15 protein-coding genes and 1 pseudogene are annotated in these 16,956 nt (G+C 73.8%); 4 read left to right on the top strand and 12 right to left on the bottom strand.

What is annotated here, in order from left to right; genetic code table 11:
• Positions 1-781 precede the first annotated feature (781 nt).
• From fxsA to ABT123_RS36255, 4 genes are all read right to left on the bottom strand, one after another.
• The gene (fxsA, locus tag ABT123_RS36270; RefSeq protein WP_351322637.1) at positions 782-1,372 is read right to left on the bottom strand and encodes an FxsA family membrane protein; all 591 of its coding nucleotides are present in this window, start codon (positions 1,370-1,372) and stop codon (positions 782-784) included.
• 86 nt (positions 1,373-1,458) lie between these two features.
• The gene (locus ABT123_RS36265; RefSeq protein ID WP_351322635.1) at positions 1,459-2,229 is read right to left on the bottom strand and encodes a polyprenol monophosphomannose synthase; all 771 of its coding nucleotides are present in this window, start codon (positions 2,227-2,229) and stop codon (positions 1,459-1,461) included.
• Positions 2,230-2,522: 293 nt separating this feature from the next.
• Entirely contained in the window at positions 2,523-4,169 is a 1,647-nt protein-coding gene (locus tag ABT123_RS36260) for an amidohydrolase (RefSeq protein WP_351322633.1), read from the bottom strand.
• A 203-nt stretch (positions 4,170-4,372) separates the two neighbouring features.
• On the bottom strand, positions 4,373-4,813 hold the full coding sequence (locus ABT123_RS36255; RefSeq protein WP_190345061.1) for an Lrp/AsnC family transcriptional regulator: 441 nt from the start codon (positions 4,811-4,813) through the stop codon (positions 4,373-4,375).
• Positions 4,814-5,027: 214 nt separating this feature from the next.
• Here ABT123_RS36255 and ABT123_RS36250 point away from each other — a divergent pair, with 214 nt between their 5' ends.
• A complete protein-coding gene (locus ABT123_RS36250; RefSeq protein ID WP_351322631.1) occupies positions 5,028-5,483 on the top strand; it encodes a hypothetical protein in 456 nt (151 codons plus the stop codon).
• Between the two features lie 10 nt (positions 5,484-5,493).
• Here ABT123_RS36250 and ABT123_RS36245 read toward each other — a convergent pair whose 3' ends face one another.
• Positions 5,494-6,594: a phosphotransferase family protein gene (locus tag ABT123_RS36245; protein WP_351322629.1), complete on the bottom strand. Its 1,101-nt coding sequence runs from the start codon at positions 6,592-6,594 to the stop codon at positions 5,494-5,496.
• A 9-nt stretch (positions 6,595-6,603) separates the two neighbouring features.
• Positions 6,604-7,740, bottom strand: coding sequence for an Rv3169 family protein (locus ABT123_RS36240; RefSeq protein ID WP_351322626.1), 1,137 nt, complete (start codon positions 7,738-7,740; stop codon positions 6,604-6,606).
• Positions 7,741-8,598: 858 nt separating this feature from the next.
• On the opposite strand from ABT123_RS36240, the gene ABT123_RS36235 reads away from it, so the two are divergent.
• A complete protein-coding gene (locus ABT123_RS36235) occupies positions 8,599-8,805 on the top strand; it encodes a hypothetical protein (protein ID WP_351322624.1) in 207 nt (68 codons plus the stop codon).
• Positions 8,806-8,815: 10 nt separating this feature from the next.
• Here the strand turns inward: ABT123_RS36235 and ABT123_RS36230 are convergent, their stop codons facing one another.
• The 5 genes and pseudogenes from ABT123_RS36230 to ABT123_RS36210 all read right to left on the bottom strand — a co-directional run bounded on the left by ABT123_RS36230 (position 8,816) and on the right by ABT123_RS36210 (position 13,181).
• The gene (locus ABT123_RS36230) at positions 8,816-9,991 is read right to left on the bottom strand and encodes an acyl-CoA dehydrogenase family protein (RefSeq protein ID WP_351322622.1); all 1,176 of its coding nucleotides are present in this window, start codon (positions 9,989-9,991) and stop codon (positions 8,816-8,818) included.
• Positions 9,992-10,273: 282 nt separating this feature from the next.
• Positions 10,274-10,912: pseudogene (locus ABT123_RS36225) on the bottom strand (TetR/AcrR family transcriptional regulator); the annotation flags it as partial.
• A gap of 119 nt (positions 10,913-11,031) precedes the next feature.
• On the bottom strand, positions 11,032-11,181 hold the full coding sequence (locus ABT123_RS36220; RefSeq protein WP_351322620.1) for an SCO1431 family membrane protein: 150 nt from the start codon (positions 11,179-11,181) through the stop codon (positions 11,032-11,034).
• A gap of 142 nt (positions 11,182-11,323) precedes the next feature.
• Positions 11,324-11,752, bottom strand: coding sequence for an SPW repeat protein (locus ABT123_RS36215; protein WP_351322618.1), 429 nt, complete (start codon positions 11,750-11,752; stop codon positions 11,324-11,326).
• Positions 11,753-11,834: 82 nt separating this feature from the next.
• Complete coding sequence (locus ABT123_RS36210; protein ID WP_351322616.1) at positions 11,835-13,181, bottom strand: C39 family peptidase; 1,347 nt, start codon at positions 13,179-13,181, stop codon at positions 11,835-11,837.
• A 206-nt stretch (positions 13,182-13,387) separates the two neighbouring features.
• Between ABT123_RS36210 and ABT123_RS36205 the strand changes: the two genes are divergently transcribed.
• Positions 13,388-13,975, top strand: coding sequence for a uridine kinase family protein (locus ABT123_RS36205; RefSeq protein WP_351322639.1), 588 nt, complete (start codon positions 13,388-13,390; stop codon positions 13,973-13,975).
• Between the two features lie 367 nt (positions 13,976-14,342).
• The gene (locus ABT123_RS36200; protein WP_351322614.1) at positions 14,343-16,268 is read left to right on the top strand and encodes an AAA family ATPase; all 1,926 of its coding nucleotides are present in this window, start codon (positions 14,343-14,345) and stop codon (positions 16,266-16,268) included.
• 14 nt (positions 16,269-16,282) lie between these two features.
• Here the strand turns inward: ABT123_RS36200 and ABT123_RS36195 are convergent, their stop codons facing one another.
• Positions 16,283-16,801, bottom strand: a complete 519-nt coding sequence (locus ABT123_RS36195) for a SixA phosphatase family protein (RefSeq protein ID WP_351322612.1) — start codon at positions 16,799-16,801, stop codon at positions 16,283-16,285.
• Between the last annotated feature and the right edge of the window lie 155 nt (positions 16,802-16,956).

The raw sequence follows: 16,956 nt of genomic DNA, 5'->3' as shown, positions 1-16,956 counted from the left end.
GGGTGGCGGCCGAGCAGCCGGGCGAGGGGGGCGGGGCCCGGGTGGGTTGCCGGCCCCCCCCCCCCCACCCAGAGGGTAACCCGGGGGGTCGCGCCCCCCGCGGGCCCGCCCCCCCCCGCCCCCTCTTCGGCATGCCAACCGCTGCCCGGGCGGGCCCGGGCAGCGGATACGCGGGCCCTGCCCGCGGCCCGGCTGCCGAGGCGCGGGCAGGCGGCTGCGCGGGCCGGCGCGCCCCCGCGGAGCCGGTCGGGCTCCGGTACGGCGACGCGGGCAGGCGGCTGCCCGGGGCCGGGTGGGCTGCGTGGACCGGCTGCCCCGGGCAGCGGATACGTGGGCGGGGCGCGGCCCGGCTTGCGGAGGCGTGGGCCCGGGCCGGCCCGGGCGGCGCCTACGCGGGCCGGCGCGCGCCAGCGGAGTGGTCGGGCGCCGGTACGGCGACACGGGGGCGCGGGCACGCGGGAGCCCCGGTGCCCTGGTGTGCCGCAGCCCGGGGCCGGGCCGCCGGGGCGGGGCTGCCGGGCTGCCGGGCTGCCGGGCTGCCGGGCTGCCGGGCTGCCGTGAACCTGGTGCCCCGGGCAGCGGATACGCGGGCGGGGCGCGGCCCGGCTGCGGAGGCGCGGGGCGCCGGGGCCGCGGGCGGGGCGCCCCGGCTGCGGAGGTGCGGGGTGCCGGGCCGGTGCGGCGCCGATTCGGCCTCGTGGCAGCGCCCGGGGCCGCTCCCCCGGGCGCCGGGCCCGCGGGCCGGTACGGCGGCGGGAGCGGGCGTCAGGCTCTCACTGCGTCATGGCGTCAGTGGGGGGCGGGGGCTCGGGTTCGGGTCCGGGGTCGGGTCCTCGCGGATGACTTCGCCTTGGACTACCTTGCCGTCCGGGTAGTGGATGCGGGCCTGCTGGAATGCGTCGCCGAAGCTGCCGGCCGGGGCCGAGGCCATCTTCTTCTGCAGGGTGCGCTGGGCCCGGCGGCTCACCAGAGCGCGGACCGGCGGCAGCAGCAGGAGCAGGCCGACGACGTCGGACAGCAGGCCCGGCATGATCAGCAGCAGGCCGGCCAGCATGGTCAGGGCGTTGCCGGAGCCCTTGGGCTCGGCCTGGGGGGCAGCGGGCGGCCGGCCCGTCCGGGCTGCCTCCTGTGCCTGCTGGAAGGTGCCGGTGAGGTTCTTGAAGGCGCGCCGGCCCGCGCGCTTGATGACCACCACGCCCAGCACGAAACCGGCCGCGAGCAACGCGAGCACGGCGAGGCCGCCGAGCTGCCGCGAGACCAGGCCGAGCAGCCAGATCTCCAGGACCAGCCAGGCGGCGATGCCCAGGGGCACGAAAGTTCGGGGGCGCGGCGAGCGCCGGGGGGCCGTCGAAGTGGGAACGCCGGTCGTCATACCAACCAGTGTGCCGGGTGTCCCGTAAAACCGGCGTCGGCCGGAGGTACCGGGCATTCCCTAGGGGATGGACCGAAGGGGGCAGGTCAGCGCTTGCCCCGCAGGCCGCCCAGCTTGGCCGCGCGGGTGCTCAGACCCCAGGTGGTGACCCGCCACAGGGCCTCTACCACGATGTCCTTGCTCATCTTGCTGTCGCCGAACTCACGCTCGACGAAGGTGATCGGCACCTCCACCACGCGGAAGCCCTTCTGCACCGCCCGCCGCGCCAGGTCGACCTGGAAGCAGTAGCCGGCCGAGGCCACCTCCTCCAGGCCCAGCCCTTCGAGGGTCTCCCGGCGGAAGGCCCGGTAGCCGCCCGTCACATCGCGGATCGGCACGTCCAGCATCAGCCGGGAGTACGTCGATCCGCCGCGGGAGAGGAGCTCGCGGTGCCTGGGCCAGTTCACCACCCGGCCGCCGGGCACCCACCGGGAGCCCAGCACCAGGTCGGCGCCCTTGAGGGCGGTCAGCAGCCGGGGCAGTTCCTCGGGCTGGTGGGAGCCGTCGGCGTCCATCTCGACCAGTACGCCGAACTCGCGCTCCAGGCCCCAGCGGAAGCCCGCCAGATAGGCCGCGCCCAGGCCTTCCTTGCCCTTCCGGTGCAGGACATGGACCTGCTCGTCCTCGGCCGCCAGCTCGTCCGCGAGCTTGCCGGTGCCGTCCGGGCTGTTGTCGTCGGCCACCAGGACGTGGGCCGCGGGCACCGCGGCACGCACTCGGGAGACGATCGGCCCGATGTTCTCCGCCTCGTTGTAGGTCGGAATGATCACCAGGGCCTTGCCGAGCGGCCCGTACCCCCGCTCACCGCCGTCGCTCACTGATTCCCCTTAGTACGTCCAGTCACAGGTGACCCCCCACTCTAGAACAGCGGATCGGGGCCCGGCGTCCTTCGGGCCGGCCCGGCTCCCGCTGGCTGCGGGCGGCCGAAACCGTTGTCTACTGGACCGCCGGGCCCCACCCGGGTCTCACCCCGCCGCCCGGCGAAACCTTCCCTCGCCCCCGAGGCGCGGGCGCGCTGAGCAGACGGATCCGTCCGGTACGGGCGTCCTGTGGTGGACCCGGCCGAACCTATCCGGGTCCGGCCGCCCGCGCCGAACGCAGGGAGGCCTCATCACCCCTGTGGCCGTACGAATACCTCCCGGCCGCCGACGACCGTGGCGAGGCACACCGGAAGCTCCGTGCCGGGGGTGAGGTCGGGCAGTCCGGGGGTGCCGGAACGGGGGTCGGTGGACCACCTGGCGACCCGGTCGTCGGGGGCCTGGACCACCAGTTCCGAGGTCTGCCAGACCGCGTAGTCGGCGGGGGCGCCCGGCACCAGGACGCCGGCGTCGTCCCGGCCGATGGCCCGCCAGCCGCCGCGGGTGTGGGCGGTGAAGGCGGCGCGTACGGAGATCCGGTGCTCCGCGGTCCGGTGGAAGGCGGCGGCTCGGACCGTGCCCCACGGGTCGAGGGGGGTGACGGGTGCGTCGGAGCCGAAGGCGAGCGGGACACCGGCCTTGAGCATGGCCGCGTAGGGGTTGAGGGTGCGGGCGCGGTCGGCGCCGAGCCGGTCGGCGTACATGCCGTCCGGGCCGCCCCAGTTTGCGTCGAAGGCGGGCTGTACGGAGGCGGTCAGGCCGAGTTCGGCGAAGGCGGCGATGGTGGCCGGGGTCATCATCTCGGCGTGCTCGACCCGGTGCCGGGCGGCCCGGATCCGGGCGAGGCCGACCGTGTCGGCGGCCTGCCGGATCCCGTCGACCACGGCGGTGATGGCGGCGTCGCCGATGGCGTGGAAGCCGGCCTGCAGACCGGCCTCGGTGCAGGCGGCGACGTGCGCGGCCACCTCGGCGGTGTCCAGGTAGGCGGTGCCGGTGTGGGTGGCGTCGGTGTACGGGGCGTGCAGGCAGGCCGTGTGGGAGCCGAGGGCACCGTCCACGAAGAGGTCGCCGGCGGCTCCGATGGCGCCGAGTTCCTTGGCGAGGGCCAGGTCCCGGTCGGCCCAGTAGCCGAAGACCCGGGGGCCGGGCTCGGCCTCGGCGAGGGCCAGCAGGGCGGTGAAGTCCTCGGGCGAGGAGATCTCCGGCCCGCCGCACTCGTGGACGGAGCCGATGCCGAGGGAGGCCGCCTGCCGGAGCGCGGTCCGCTGGGCCTCCTCGCGCTGGCTGGGGGTGATCGCGGCGAAGGCGGCGGCGCGGACGGCGTGGTGGGCGTCCCGGGTCAGCGGCTCGCCCTCGTGGAAGCCGGCGGTCTCGCGGATGCGGGGGACCCGGTCGAGGAGGGCGGTGGTGGCCACGGCGGAATGGACGTCGATCCGGCTCAGGTAGAGCGGCCGGCCGCCGGTGGCCGCGTCCAGCTCCTCGCGGCGGGGGGCCCGGCGCTCGGGCCAGCGGGCGGCGTCCCAGCCGTGGCCGAGCAGCACGCGGTCGGCGGGGCGGCCGTCGGCGTAGGCCCGTACGAGGTCCAGGGCGTCGGCGAGGGACCGGGCCCGGGTGAGGTCGAGGCCGGTCAGGGCGAGGCCGGCGGAGGTGGCGTGCAGGTGGGCGTCGGTGAACGCGGGGGTGACGAGGGCTCCGTCGAGGTCGACGACCTCGTCGACGCCTTGGGCGAAGGCGTCGGCGGCGCCTTCGGAGCCGACCCAGGCGATGTGGCCGCGCTCGACGACCATCGCGGTGGCGAAGGGGTCGGCGGGGCTGTGCACCTCGCCGCGGCGGAGGAGTACGGTCCGGGGCTGATCGTTGTGCGGGGTCTGCGGGGTCGCCGCGCCATGGCCATGCGTCATGGGGTCCAGTTTCGCGGGTCGCGGCGGCCCCGGACGACGCGGGTCCACCCGCCGCGCGGGTGTGCGGGCCGGTGGGTGGTACCCCGCGCTGCGCGCGGGGCGGTCACCCACCCGCCCACCCGTTCGAGGAATCAGCGTGGTTGAGCCACCGTCTCCGGCCGGGCGCCGTCGGCGGCCTCCGCCCGGTGGGCGGCGGGGTGGGGTCAGATGCGGGGTGGGCGGGATTCGTATGGGGTGGAGAGGACCACCGTGGTGCGGGTGGCGACGTGGGCCAGGGCGCGGAGGCGGCCCAGGAGGTCCTCCAGCTCCAGCGGGGTGGCCACCCGCACCTTGAGGATGTAGTTCTCGTCGCCCGCGACGCTGTGGCACGCCTCGATCTCCGGTACGCCCGACAGGCGCTCCGCGATGTCGTCCGGCGCCGAGGGGTCGAAGGGTTTGACCGAGATGAAGGCGGTCAGGGGCAGGCCGACTGCCTCGGGGTCGACGACGGCGGCATAGCCGCGGATGACCCCGCGCTGTTCCAGGCGGCGTACTCGCTGGTGGACCGCCGACGTGGACAGGCCAGTGGCCTTGCCCAGGTCCGTGTAGCTCATCCGCCCGTCCCGTACGAGCAGATCAACGATCTGGCGGTCCAACTCCTCCATTGCGCTCATAGCCGCTCAACCTAAGGCCCAGAAGTGGTCCGCGCCCAGTGCCGTCTCGCCGCAGGAGGCACCTGCAGCAGGCATGTGACCAAAGCCACAGGGGTATGCAGTCCTCTGCCGGGGTGTTGTGGTTACTCGTGCGGCATGGCGGGAAGTGCTTGCTGTGGCCGAGGCCGAACCTGCCCGCCCGGCCCACCCAAGGGGGAGTACAACCATGTCGAACACCAAGCGCGCAGCCCGCAGCGAGCCCGAGCCACTCGAGCTCCTCGATGCCGGATCCGAGGACGAGGGAGCGGAAGGCGCCGAGGACGCCGCGTATTTCGACGACGCCGAGTCCTTCGAGATGCACCACGCGACCTGCCCCGACTGCGGGCAGTCCATCGCCCTCGTCGTCGACGAGGAGCACCTCCCGGAGCACGCCCTCTGCCTGACCCCGTGGAACCCCTTCGGGCTCACGGTCTGCGCCGGCACCGGGCGTCCGGTGTCCGATGCGCTGCCGGTGATCGGTGCCGCCGAGTCGCAGGAGCTGGAGCCGGTCGTGGTGCTGACGCTCCCGCAGGGGCTGGACTGGCGGACGCAGCCCTTCTCGCACGTCGGCGGTCCGGGCTCGCGTCCTGTCCGGCTGGTGGCCGAGCCGCCGCAGCTGCGTCAGCACGTACGGGCGGCCTGAGCACCCCCTCCTACCAATAGGTGCCCTGCACCATGGCGGCCAGGCTGGCGTGGTGCAGGATCAGGCTGTCCGGATCCGCGGGGATCTCCACTTCGCCGAAGTGCGCCTGCCGGTAGGCGATCCGGAGCATCACGATGCCGTGCCGGAGCGCTGCGTACAGGGTGTGGAACTCCATGTCGCGCGGGGTGTGCCCGGTGAGTTCGGCGTACCTGCGTTCCAGGTCTTCGCGGCGCAGGAAGCCGGGGAGTCCGGGCTGGCCGAAGCCGACGGTGAGGTCCTGGAAGAAGCGGTGGAGGTAGACGGTCCAGCCGAGGTCGAGCTCGCGCGGGGCGTAGGCGGCCATTTCCCAGTCGAGGACGGCGACGGGGGTGAAGCCGTCGGACCGGTAGATGACGTTGCCGATGCGGGCGTCGCCCCAGGTGAGGACGGGGTCGCCCTCGTCGGCGGGCCAGAGCTCCTCCAGCCGGTCGAAGCACCGCTCCAGCAGGGGTGAAGGGGCCAGGTCCCGGACGACCCAGGCGTAGTAGGCGCGTTGGGCCTCGACGTGCCGGCGCAGCGGGCTGCCTTCGCCGGCTTCGGGCAGCAGGAACGCGGCTTCCTTGGCCGGGAACTGGTCGTGCAGGCGGGCGAGCAGCGAGATGCTCTGCTCCTGGAGTTCGGCACGCTCGGCGTCGGTCGCGGCGTGCACCCAGTTGCCCTCGTAGGTGTACGGCATGACGTCCGGCGGCACCCGGCCCTCGGCTCGGGCCATCACGAAGAAGGGCGCCCCGAGCGGGGCGGGATCCTCCTCCAGCCACTGCACGCGCGGTACGGGGAGGTCGGTGTGCTCGGCGACCAGGCTCATCACCCGGTGCTGGCGGGCCATGTCGTAGGTGGGGAAGACGGTGTACGCGGCAGGGTCCGCGGCCAGCCGGAGTGCGCAGGCGCGGACCGGGGTGTCGGGGTGCTCGATGTCGAAGAGCAGCGTTTCGCTGGACATGCCGTTGGAGCCGGGGACGGTGATGCCGCTGATCCGGGCGCCGGGGAGCTTGCGGTCCAGCCAGGCGGTGAGGCGGCGGCCGAGTTCTTCCGGGTCGCGGGTGGAGGTGCGGGGACGTGGTGCCGTTGCCATTGCTGCCCCCTACTGGGCGACGGAGGAGTAGTCGGCGAAGCCGCTCGGGTCGTGGCGGCCGAAGCTGCCGTGTTCGAAGATGCCGTGGCCGGTGCGGCCGTCGAGGGTGAAGCGGGCGGAGTGGTCGGTGACGCCGAAGGCGGCCATGGGGTGGGCGGTGGGGTCGGACAGGTCGTAGACGCGGCGGTCGGTCCAGCCGCGGCCCTGCCAGCTGCCGTGCTGCCAGTCGCCGGCGGGCGGGTAGCCGGCGCCGATGGCGAGCGGGGAGGAGCCCAGGATCTCGACGCCGAGTTCGAGGGGTTTGCGGGAGACCGGGTCGGTGAGGTGGATGACCGCGGACTCGGGGTGCCGGCTGCCGGGCCGGTACGCGATGTCGGCGTACGGCCAGCCCAGCTGGGTGTCGGGGCGGCGGGCGCTCTCGGGGAAGACCTGGACGGCCTCGTTGAGGGTGCGGTGGCCGTCGGCGTCCTCCTGGACGATGACCATGAGGAAGCGGTCCTCGAACCGGACGGGGACCCAGAGCCAGTGGAAGCCCTCGGTGCGGTGCTCCTCGGCGGCCCGGCCGCCGTCCTCGCCGGGGATGGGGCGGACCCCCCAGCTGCGGTCGCGGGTGCCGGTCCACTCCCCCGGGGTCAGGCTGATCTCCTCGCCCCGGGCCCGGAGGGTGCCGGTGGCCTGTCCGGCCTGGACGAAGCGGCGGCCCTCCAGCATCAGGCGGTCGCCGCGCCGCTGCACGTGGTGGGGCTCCCAGAGGGCGGGGAACTCGGCGGTCCAGGTGATGTCGAAGGAGAGGCCCGCGGGGTCTTCGGGGTCCGGGTCGCAGTGCAGGGTGAGCTGCTTGAGGGGGGTGTCGACGGTGATCCTGAGCGGGCCGACGGAGAGGTTCATCCGGTCGTCGGTGAGGGCGTCGGAGGCACGGACGGCGAGGAGTTCGTCGCCGGTGCGGAGGGTGGCGTAGGCGTCGATGACGCCGGTGTTGGGGTAGACGCCGAGGCCGGCGATGAGGACGAAGCGGCCGGCGTGGTCGAAGACGTGGAAGATGCAGCGGTCGTAGGCGTTCCGGTCGCCGGTGGCGATGTGCTTCATCGACAACGGGGCTTGGTGGATGGGGTATTCGTCGAGGGCGATGGGGCGGTCCGCGGGCATGGCAAACCTCCTGGGCGCGGGGGTGGGCGGCTCGGCGGATATGACGGTACGTCAGAAACCGTGCGTGCGACCAGGGTCGGTCGTGTCATTCCCTGACACCCCGACGCCCTTCGCCGTCCCGCTCCGCCGTCCCGAAGCCCCCCGTCCCTGCTGCCCGAAGCCCTCTCGATGCCCTGCCTGCCCGAAGTCCACCCTGCCCGGCTGCCCGACCGCCGCCTTGTCCGACTGCCCGAAGCCGCCGTCCCGATGCCCCTCGATGCCCCTCGCGCCCTGCCTGCCCGAAGCCCGCCTCGTACGGCCCGACCGAAGCCCGTCCCGTCCCGACCGGCCGAGAGACCACCCGCGCCATTCCGACCGCCCGAAGCCCCGCCCGTCCGGCCCCGATCGGTTCGAAGCCCGCCCCCGCCTCGTCCCGACCGGCCGAAGCCGGTCCCCGGCCCGTCCGGACGGGCCGAAGCCTCCCGCGCCCTGCCGGGCGCACGGAGCCTCCCCTCGAGGTCCCGACCGGCCGTAGCCGGCCCTTGTTCCGTCCCGCCGAAGCCTGCGCGGGCGAGTAAGCCATGCCCTTGTCCCGCCCGACCGGAGCCGCCCCCTGTTCCGCCCGGCTCGCAGCCTGCGCGGGCGAGTGAGCCGAAGGGGCGCGTCGGCGAAGGAGGGCGAGCGCCCGGAGGAAACCGCGAGGCACGAGTGGTTTCTGAGGACGCACGCCCTCCTGGAGCCGACAGCAGCGCCCCGGAGGCGAACCGAGCCCTCAAAAAATCAGTTCGAACGTATGGGCCCAGTGACCCTGCGCCGCCGCACAGCGTTGGCCCAGGCATGACCCTGCTTGATGCTTCAACCGGGAGACGGCGGCGGCCGGTGCCACCGGGCTACGAAGAATCGGTTCAGCAGTCACCGACCCGGCCTGCGCCCGCGCACGCGCCCCCGCCCGACCCGCCCATCTACCGCGACCTCATCGCCCGCTGGGCGGGCGAGGGGCGAACCCTGCCGGGCCGGGGCGACCCGGAGTGGTACCAGGTCGCCACCACGCCCGTATGGCCCGACGGACCCCTCTTCGAGGACTGAGGACCGAGGACTAGGGCCGCGACTCCGGCCCGGCCAGGTGGCGGGCGATCACCATGCGCTGGATCTGGTTGGTGCCCTCGACGATCTGCAGGACCTTCGCCTCCCGCATCATCCGCTCCACCGGGAAGTCCTGGGTGTAGCCGTACCCGCCGAGGACCTGCACCGCGTCCGTGGTCACGGCCATGGCCGCGTCGGTGCAGAACAGCTTGGCCATCGCCGCCTGCCGGGAGAACGGCTTGCCCGCGTCCCGCAGCCGGGCCGCCGCCAGGTAGAGGGCCCGGCCGGCCTCGATCCGGGTGGCCATGTCGGCCAGCATGAACCGCAGGCCCTGGAAGTCGGCGATGGGGTGGCCGAACTGCTTGCGGTCCTGCGCGTAGGCCACGGCCTCGTCCAGGGCGGCCTGTGCGACGCCGATGGCGCAGGCGGCGATGCCGAGGCGGCCGGCGTCCAGGGCGGCCAAGGCGATCGTGAAGCCCTGGCCCTCCTCGCCGATCCGCCGGCTGTCCGGCACGCGTACCCCGTCGAAGTGCAGCTGGGCCGTGGGCGAGCCCTTCATGCCCATCTTCTTCTCGGGGGCGGCGGCCGACAGGCCGGCCGCGTCGCCGGGGACCAGGAAGGCCGTGATGCCCTTGGGGCCCTCGGCGCCGGTGCGGGCGAGGACGGTGTAGAAGTCGGCGACCCCGCCGTGGGTGATCCACGCCTTGGTGCCGGTGATCACCCAGTCCTCGCCGTCGCGGACGGCCTTGGTGGTCAGGGAGGCGGCGTCGGAGCCCGAGGAGGGCTCGGACAGGCAGTAGGCGCCGAGCAGGCCGCCGCCGAGCATGGCGGGCAGGTGCTCGCCCTGCTGCTCCTTGGTGCCGTAGCCGGCCAGGCCGTGGCAGGCCAGCGAGTGCACGCTGACCCCGAGGCCGACGGTGAGCCTGGCTGCGGCCAGCTCTTCCAGTACCTGCAGGTAGACCTCGTACGGCTGGTCGCCGCCGCCGAACTCGCCGGCGTACGGGAGGCCGAGCAGGCCGGCGTCGGAGAGCAGCCGGAAGACCTCGCGGGGGAAGCGGCCGGCTTCCTCTTCTTCGGCGGCCTGCGGGCGGATCTCCCGCGCGGCGATCTCACGTACCAGTGCGAGGAGGTCCCGGGACTCCTCGGTGGGCAGCTGTCGGTCCACCGGCTGCGGGGCGCGGTCGGTCATGGCGGCGCTCTCCTCCCTCGTCGGGCACGGCGGCGGCGCGCGAGGTGTGGGACGCGCCGCCGGGGTCTCGGTGCTCAGGCAGCCGATGCTGCCCTCCCGGATCACGGAAGGGACGGACGAGCGGCTGCGGCGGGTTGAGTATGCCCGATCGGATGCTTCTCGTCACGGGTGCAAGATCGGCTGATCCCGGGCTGTGACCTGCGCCGCGGCCTGAGCTGCGACTTGGACCGCGACCTGGACCGCGCCCTGGGCCGGGCCGGGCACCGTGACGGGGGCCGGTCCGGGGAGCAGCGGTGGGGCCGGGCATTCGGGCACGAACTCGCCGATGACCGTCAGGGTGGCCCGCAGCTGGCGGACGAGCAGGGCGCCCAGTTCCTCCCGGCCCGGCCGGCCGGCGGTGCCCAGGGTGCCGATCCAGTCGAGGGTGGCGCCCTCCACCCCGGAGAGCCAGCCGATCAGGGCGAGGCGGGCGAGCGGCGGCAGCGTGCGGCGGCCGTAGGCGCCTTCCGCGATGGTGGCGACCAGTTCCTCGCGGACCGCGTCGCGGATGGCCAGCACTTCGGCGTCCGAGCCGATGCCGCCGGTGACGATGGTGCGGTAGGCAGCCTGGTGGTGTTCGGCGTAGTGCAGGTAGCTGTCGATGGTGCGGCGCACCCGCTCGGCGGGGGGCAGCTCGGGCTCACCCGCAGCCCGGGCGACGAGCTCGGCGACGGAGTCCTCGACGATGGCGAGGTAGTAGCCGCGCTTGCTCTCGAAGTAGTAGTAGATCAGCCCTTTGGCGACGCCGGCCTGTTTGGCGATGTCGTCCATGGACAGCACGTCGTACGAGGTGTCGGCGAACAACCTCCGCCCGATCGCTATGAGTTCGGCTCTTCGAGCCTGCGAACGCTCGGTCGTTCCCCGCTGTTGACTACGATTCAAATCCAGACCTCGCCTCGAACTGCCGAAAGATCCCGGCAGTATCGCATCCTGGACGGAATCCGAGGGCGGAGTCCGAGGGCGAAGTCGGTGCGGCGGCTGCACCGGCCGCCGCCGAGCGGCTACATCCAGCCGACCTGGGTGACGAACATGGCCACCACGACCACCAGGGTCCAGCCGAGGACGTTCTCGAGCCACTTGGGGCTGTCCTCCGGACCGCCGGTCCGGGTGAGCTTGCGGGCGCGGGCGAGGGCGGCGGTGTTCGCAGTCATGGGTGTTCTCACGATCGTCTGGCAGCGGACGGACACCCCCCGGCGTCCTTCCAATGTGCCAGCGAACCGGGCCCCGGCGGTAGAGACGTTGGTCACTGCCGCCGGGGCCCGGGTTCGGTGTCGCTATCAGACGGTGTCGCGATCAGACGGTGTCGCGGTCGCGTCCCGCCATGGCCACCATGGCGAGGCCGAGGCACAGGGCCACGCCACCGGTGATCACATTGCTGACCACGCTGCGGGTGGTGTCCATCTCACCCGCGATGACCCACGGGGCGATGATGGTCCAGGCACCCAGCGCGACCGCCGTCCAGGCCATCGCGTGGGTGCGCTCGTAGGCGGAGCCCAGGCCGCTCATGCAGACGCAGAACGCGAGGCCCGTGATCAGGTTGTTGACGGCCAGCGGACCGAGCCCGCTGAACCCGGCGATCCAGGGCGAGGCCGCCAGGTACAGGCCGGTGATGAGGGCCAGTGTCTCCACGGCCTGGGCTCGGGGGGTGCTCGTCACCCGCTCGAACCGCGTGCGCATCTCGGCGAGGTCGGGGTGTTGCTCAATTCTCGGATGGGTGGTCATGGTGGGCCGCCTCCTAGAGACGTCGCTCAATGCCCTTTATGCCCACCTTATGCCCGGTTTGTTTGCAGGTCATGCCAGCTTTTCAGAGCACTCCGACCGCTCGCAGCGCGGCCATCCGGTCGAGGTTCGGGAGGGCGGGGGCGTAGAGGTAGCAGATGCCGCCGCTGCCGGAGACAGCCTTGCCGGTGGCGTTGTACCGCTTGGTCCGGAGCCAGACGTTCTCCCACTCGCGGCGCTTGTAGACGCGGCGGACAGCGGTGTTCGTCGGCGCGTGCGGGTCGTTGGCGACCACGTCGCCGGACGGGGTGAACCCGACGACCGTCATCAGGTGGCCCGCCGTGCCGTATCCGGCGCCGGTCAGCTCGCCCTCGCGGAAGGACTGCGAGGTGATGACCGGGATCCCGGCTCCGACCAGGGTCTCCAGGTCGGTGAGGGAGGTGAGCCGGGTCACCACGGCGGCGAGGTCGGGGTAGGTGGCGGCGTAGGCGGCGTTGAAGGGCCAGTTCCCGCAGCCCTTGTAGGCGTGGTCGTAGGTGGACCGGGCCGCGTGGCAGACCTGGGGGTCGGCGTAGTCGGGCCGGACCCAGGCCAGGTCCTGCGGGTCGGCCTTCCGCCCCCAGTACTCGATGATCATCTGGGAGGAGGTGGGACTGCACCAGGCCTCGCCGCCGTTGTCGTACTCCGGGTACTGGCCGGTGTGCGTCTCCTGGGAGTACCGCGGGACCTTCAGCTCCCGGCCGGTGGCGGGGCCGGGGGTGCTCGCGGGGACGATGAACCGGTCGGGTACGTCGGAGGCCATCGCCCCGGCCAGCCAGACCAACGGGCGCGCAGTGGTGCCGGGGCGGCGGTACAGGGTCAGCCGGAGCTGCCAGTCCCGCAGCCGCAGGCCCTTGGCCGGGTCGTCCACGGCGAGGGTGTCGGTCCACACGGTGGAGCGGCCGTCGGTCTGGCCGTCGACGGAGGTGCGGCGGATATCGGCGTCCCCGGAGGCCCAGCGGCCCATCACGTACCAGGGGGTGGCGGTGCCGTCGGTGTAGGTGCCGCGGAGTTCGGTCTGCAGCCAGCTCCCGGCCGGGGTGCGGGCGTTCCAGGAGGCGATGAGCTCGGTGGCGGGCACGGCGGACCGGTGCACCGGGGAGGTCCAGGCCGCGTACTCCCAGGTGCTCTGCCTGCCGGTGTGCGGGTCGGTGTACGCGGTACGGCCGGCGGGCGTGCCGAAGGCGAGGGCGGGGCGGGTGCCGGGGGCCGCGGTGGTGCCGTGGTGGGTGCCGGCCTGCCAGTTCGCGTACGAGAACCAGAACCGGTTGTCCACGGTGGGGCGGGCGGCTGCGGCGCCGGGCGCGGCTGCGGCGGCCGGGTTGCCGCCCGCCGCGGCGGCTGCGGCGAGCGCGGCTGCCAGCAGGGTCCGGCGGGGGGTGAGTTCGGTCATGGGCAGTACCCCCAGCTCGGTAACGGCGGCGACTCCCGCCACCCTCCCAGGCCAAGCCCACCCGAGGCCAGGGCGCACGGGGCGCGTGTCGCACCATGGCCCCGCCTGGCCTGGGGCGGGGTCGGCCGGGTCGTAGGCTTGGGCGGGTGGAAGAGTACCGGCCGTCCTCTCGTGCGCTTCGCGTGCTTGCGCGGGAGCTTGTCGTGTTGCCGCCCTCGCTGGGGCCGGTGCGGGTGATCGGGATCGACGGGCATGCCGGGTCCGGGAAGAGCACCTTTGCGGGGCGGCTCGCCGAGGCGTTGGGCGGGGTGCCGGTGCTGCACCTCGATGACGTGGCCACGCACGAGGAGCTGTTCGGCTGGACCGAGCGGCTGCGGCAGCAGGTGCTGGAGCCGCTGTCCGCGGGGCGGGCCGCGCACTGGGCGCCGTACGACTGGGTGGAGCGCCGGTTCGGTCCGGCCCGGGTGCTGGAGCCGGTCCCGCTGCTGCTCGTGGAAGGCGTGGGCGCGGGCCGGCGCGCGCTGCGCCCGCATCTTGCCCGGCTGCTGTGGATGGAAACCCCCCGCGCGCAGTCCTGGGGGCGCGGCCGGGACCGGGACGGGCGCGAACTGGACGCCTTCTGGGACGGGTGGGAGCGCGCGGAGCTCGCGCACTTCGCGGACGACCCTTCACGCCCCTTCGCCGACACGCTGGTGCGCCAGTGCAGTACGGGATACGAGTGGACTTCCGGGGCCGGCGGGACGGCGGGAACCGCCAGTTCCGTCACCCAGGGTGACGAACTCCCCCGGGCCTGATCGGCCCGGCCCGGCCGCCCGTGGAGCCCTGCTCGACATCGCTTGACCTGGGGCCCGCACCGGCCTTACGTTCTGAATGCGCGGCCTCACACGGCCGCCGCGGACGCGAAGCCCCCGGTTGTTCCCCCGTGACCGGGGGCTTCGTTCTGCCCTCCGCGGGCCTCCATGAGTCTTCTCCCCTCCCCCGTTCTTCACGCTGCGTGACCATGCCTTCCTGCGGGCGCCAGGCGATCCGTCTTTCCGGCGCACTGCGTAAGGCCAGTGGCCGCAGGTACGATGCCAGCCTGATTTCATCGGCGCAGGGGCAACTCGGCTGCACACAGCGGGGGTTGCTGCGCACCACGGGGGCAGGCTTGTGGGGGACGTGATGGATTTCGGCACGCAGGGCAGCGGCAGCGCGCACGCCCCGGCCGAACTCGCCTGGCTGCGCGGGGTGGATGCCTGCACCATGGGCGCCTATCCGCAGGCCGAGGAGGAGTTCCGGGCGGCCGTACGACTCGACCCCACCATGGCGGACGCCTGGCTGGGGCTGCACGCGCTGCGGGTGGACACCACCCATGCGCTGCTGCGGATGTACGCGCACCGGGACCGGTTCGGGGAGCAGCGGGCCCGGCACCGGCGGACCCTCAACTCCTGGTACTGGCTGGGCTGGTGGGTGCAGCCGGTCCTGGAGAGCCGGCGCGATCTGCTGCTGGCGCACGCCTCGCACTGGCTGGACGGCCGCCACGTACCCGAGCTGGACCAGGCCCTTGCTGCCCTGCCGCCGGTGGACACCGACGCCCAGGTCCGGTTCCTGCACGCCTGCCGCGCCTATCTGGTGAAGGACTGGGAGCAGCTGGTCCGGCACACCGAGCCGCTGGTGGACGATCCGCTGCTGGGCATCGAGGCGGGGCTGTTCGGCGGGATGGCCCGGGTCCGGCTGGAGATGTACGGGCAGGCGGAGCCGATGCTGTCGGCGGCGCTGATGCGGTGCCGCAGCGAGCAGCCGCAGCGCAAGGAGCTGCGGTACTGGCTGGCGCGGGCCCATGAGGGGACGGGGCGCAGTGCGGCTGCGCTGCCGCTGTACCGGGCGGTGCACCGGGTGGATCCGGCGTTCATGGACACGGCGGCCCGGCTGACGGCCATCGCCGAGTCGGACGGGCTGGAGGGGTACGACCTGTCGCCGGTCGGCGGTGACTTCGCGGCGGTGATGCCGACCCTGGCGGAGCCGGACCCGCTGCTGGGCGGTGAGCCGGTGGAACCCCGGTTCGCGGGGCCGGCGGCCGGGCCGGGGGCGGCTGCGGGGCCCGGGCCGGGGGCCGGCCCGGGGGCCGGTGTCCCGCCGCCGGGACCGGGCCGGCCGGACGGCGTACGGCGGAAGGCCGCGGTACCACCGCAAGCCGCGCCCGCCGGGCTGCCGCCCGGCCCGGCGGATCCGGCACTGCTCGCCGAGGCGCTGGCCGAGCTGGAGCGGATGGTGGGCCTGGAACCGGTCAAGCGGCAGGTGAAGGCGCTCTCGGCGCAGCTGCACATGGCCCGGCTGCGGGCCGGGCAGGGGCTTCCGGTGCAGCCGCCGAAACGCCACTTCGTGTTCTCCGGACCGTCCGGGACGGGCAAGACCACGGTGGCGCGGATCCTCGGGCGGGTGTTCTATGCGCTGGGGCTGCTGGGCGGGGACCATCTGGTGGAGGCGCAGCGGGCGGATCTGGTGGGCGAGTTCCTCGGCCAGACCGCGGTGAAGGCGAACGAGCTGATCGATTCCGCGATCGGCGGGGTGCTGTTCGTGGACGAGGCGTACAGCCTGTCGAACTCGGGTTACAGCAAGGGCGATGCATACGGGGACGAGGCGTTGCAGGTGCTGCTGAAGCGGGCGGAGGACAACCGGGACCACCTGGTGGTGATCCTGGCGGGCTATCCGGCGGGGATGGACCGGCTGCTGGCCGCGAACCCGGGGCTGTCCTCGCGGTTCACCACGCGGGTGGACTTCCCCTCGTACCGGCCGCTGGAGCTGACGGCGATCGGCGGCGTGCTGGCGGAGTCGAACGGGGACCGCTGGGACGAGGAGGCGCTGGACGAGCTGCGCAGCATCAGCGGGCACGTGGTGGAGCAGGGCTGGATCGACGAGCTGGGGAACGGGCGGTTCCTGCGGACGCTGTACGAGAAGAGCTGTGCGTACCGGGATCTGCGGCTGGCGGGGTACGGCGGGACGCCATCGCGGGAGGACCTGGCCACGCTGCGGCTGCCGGATCTGATGCAGGCATACGGGGAGGTCCTCTCGGGCCGCGGGCCCCAGGCGGACCCGCCCCCGCTGTAGTGGTGTCTTGCCGGTCAGGCTCGCGCGACGACGAAGGCCGTCAGGCGGGCCGTGCCGGGGGCGAGGGCCGCCCAGCCGGAGGTGAGGCTGAGGACCGCGAAGGCGGAGGTGGGGAACTTCTCCGCCATCCGGGCCAGGGCGTCGCCCTCCGCCTCACCCGTGAGCGAGGCCGCCAGGTCCTCGATGCCCGGGTTGTGCCCGACCAGCAGGGCCACCCCCACCCGGTCGTCCACCTCCCGCAGTACGGCGGTGAGCTCGTCCGGGTCCGCGCCGTAGGTCCGCTGGTCGTAGCGGACCGGCACCGGCGCGGCCAGTTCCTCGGCGGCGAGGTCCCAGGTCTCCCGGGCCCGCCGTGCGGTCGAGCAGATGACCAGGTCGGGTACGCAGCCCAGCTCGCGCAGCAGCCTGCCTGCGACGGGCGCGTCTCGCCGTCCGCGCGGCGCCAGGGGGCGGTCGTGGTCCGGGACGTTGTCCGGCCAGGCGGACTTGGCGTGCCGCAGCAGGACCAGGCGCGCGGTGCCTCGCTCGTTCATGACACCGAGTCTCGCCCCTACCCGTTCCGGCTGTCGACCTCACCGTCGGCCGGGGCCGGGGGCCGGGCCGCTGCGCGGAGCCTTCCCCCACCCCCCCCCATCCCCAAAACCGGGCGCCCCCCCCGCCCCCCCGGGGGGGCCCGGCACATAGGAAG

It is taken from the genome of Streptomyces sp. NPDC002054 (assembly GCF_040296685.1).
In the GTDB taxonomy this organism is placed as follows: domain Bacteria; phylum Actinomycetota; class Actinomycetes; order Streptomycetales; family Streptomycetaceae; genus Streptomyces.
The sequence above is the reverse complement of the archived record's forward strand: the minus strand, read 5'-3'. Positions and strand labels throughout refer to the sequence as shown.

Coding starts and splice junctions, on each gene's coding strand:
- ABT123_RS36240 (WP_351322626.1), bottom strand. CDS start 7,740: ATGCCCGCGGACCGCCCCATCGCCCTCGACGAATACCCCATCCACCAA.
- ABT123_RS36260 (WP_351322633.1), bottom strand. CDS start 4,169: ATGACGCATGGCCATGGCGCGGCGACCCCGCAGACCCCGCACAACGAT.
- ABT123_RS36195 (WP_351322612.1), bottom strand. CDS start 16,801: ATGAACGAGCGAGGCACCGCGCGCCTGGTCCTGCTGCGGCACGCCAAG.
- fxsA (WP_351322637.1), bottom strand. CDS start 1,372: ATGACGACCGGCGTTCCCACTTCGACGGCCCCCCGGCGCTCGCCGCGC.
- ABT123_RS36230 (WP_351322622.1), bottom strand. CDS start 9,991: ATGACCGACCGCGCCCCGCAGCCGGTGGACCGACAGCTGCCCACCGAG.
- ABT123_RS36250 (WP_351322631.1), top strand. CDS start 5,028: ATGTCGAACACCAAGCGCGCAGCCCGCAGCGAGCCCGAGCCACTCGAG.
- ABT123_RS36255 (WP_190345061.1), bottom strand. CDS start 4,813: ATGGAGGAGTTGGACCGCCAGATCGTTGATCTGCTCGTACGGGACGGG.
- ABT123_RS36210 (WP_351322616.1), bottom strand. CDS start 13,181: ATGACCGAACTCACCCCCCGCCGGACCCTGCTGGCAGCCGCGCTCGCC.
- ABT123_RS36200 (WP_351322614.1), top strand. CDS start 14,343: ATGGATTTCGGCACGCAGGGCAGCGGCAGCGCGCACGCCCCGGCCGAA.
- ABT123_RS36215 (WP_351322618.1), bottom strand. CDS start 11,752: ATGACCACCCATCCGAGAATTGAGCAACACCCCGACCTCGCCGAGATG.
- ABT123_RS36220 (WP_351322620.1), bottom strand. CDS start 11,181: ATGACTGCGAACACCGCCGCCCTCGCCCGCGCCCGCAAGCTCACCCGG.
- ABT123_RS36245 (WP_351322629.1), bottom strand. CDS start 6,594: ATGGCAACGGCACCACGTCCCCGCACCTCCACCCGCGACCCGGAAGAA.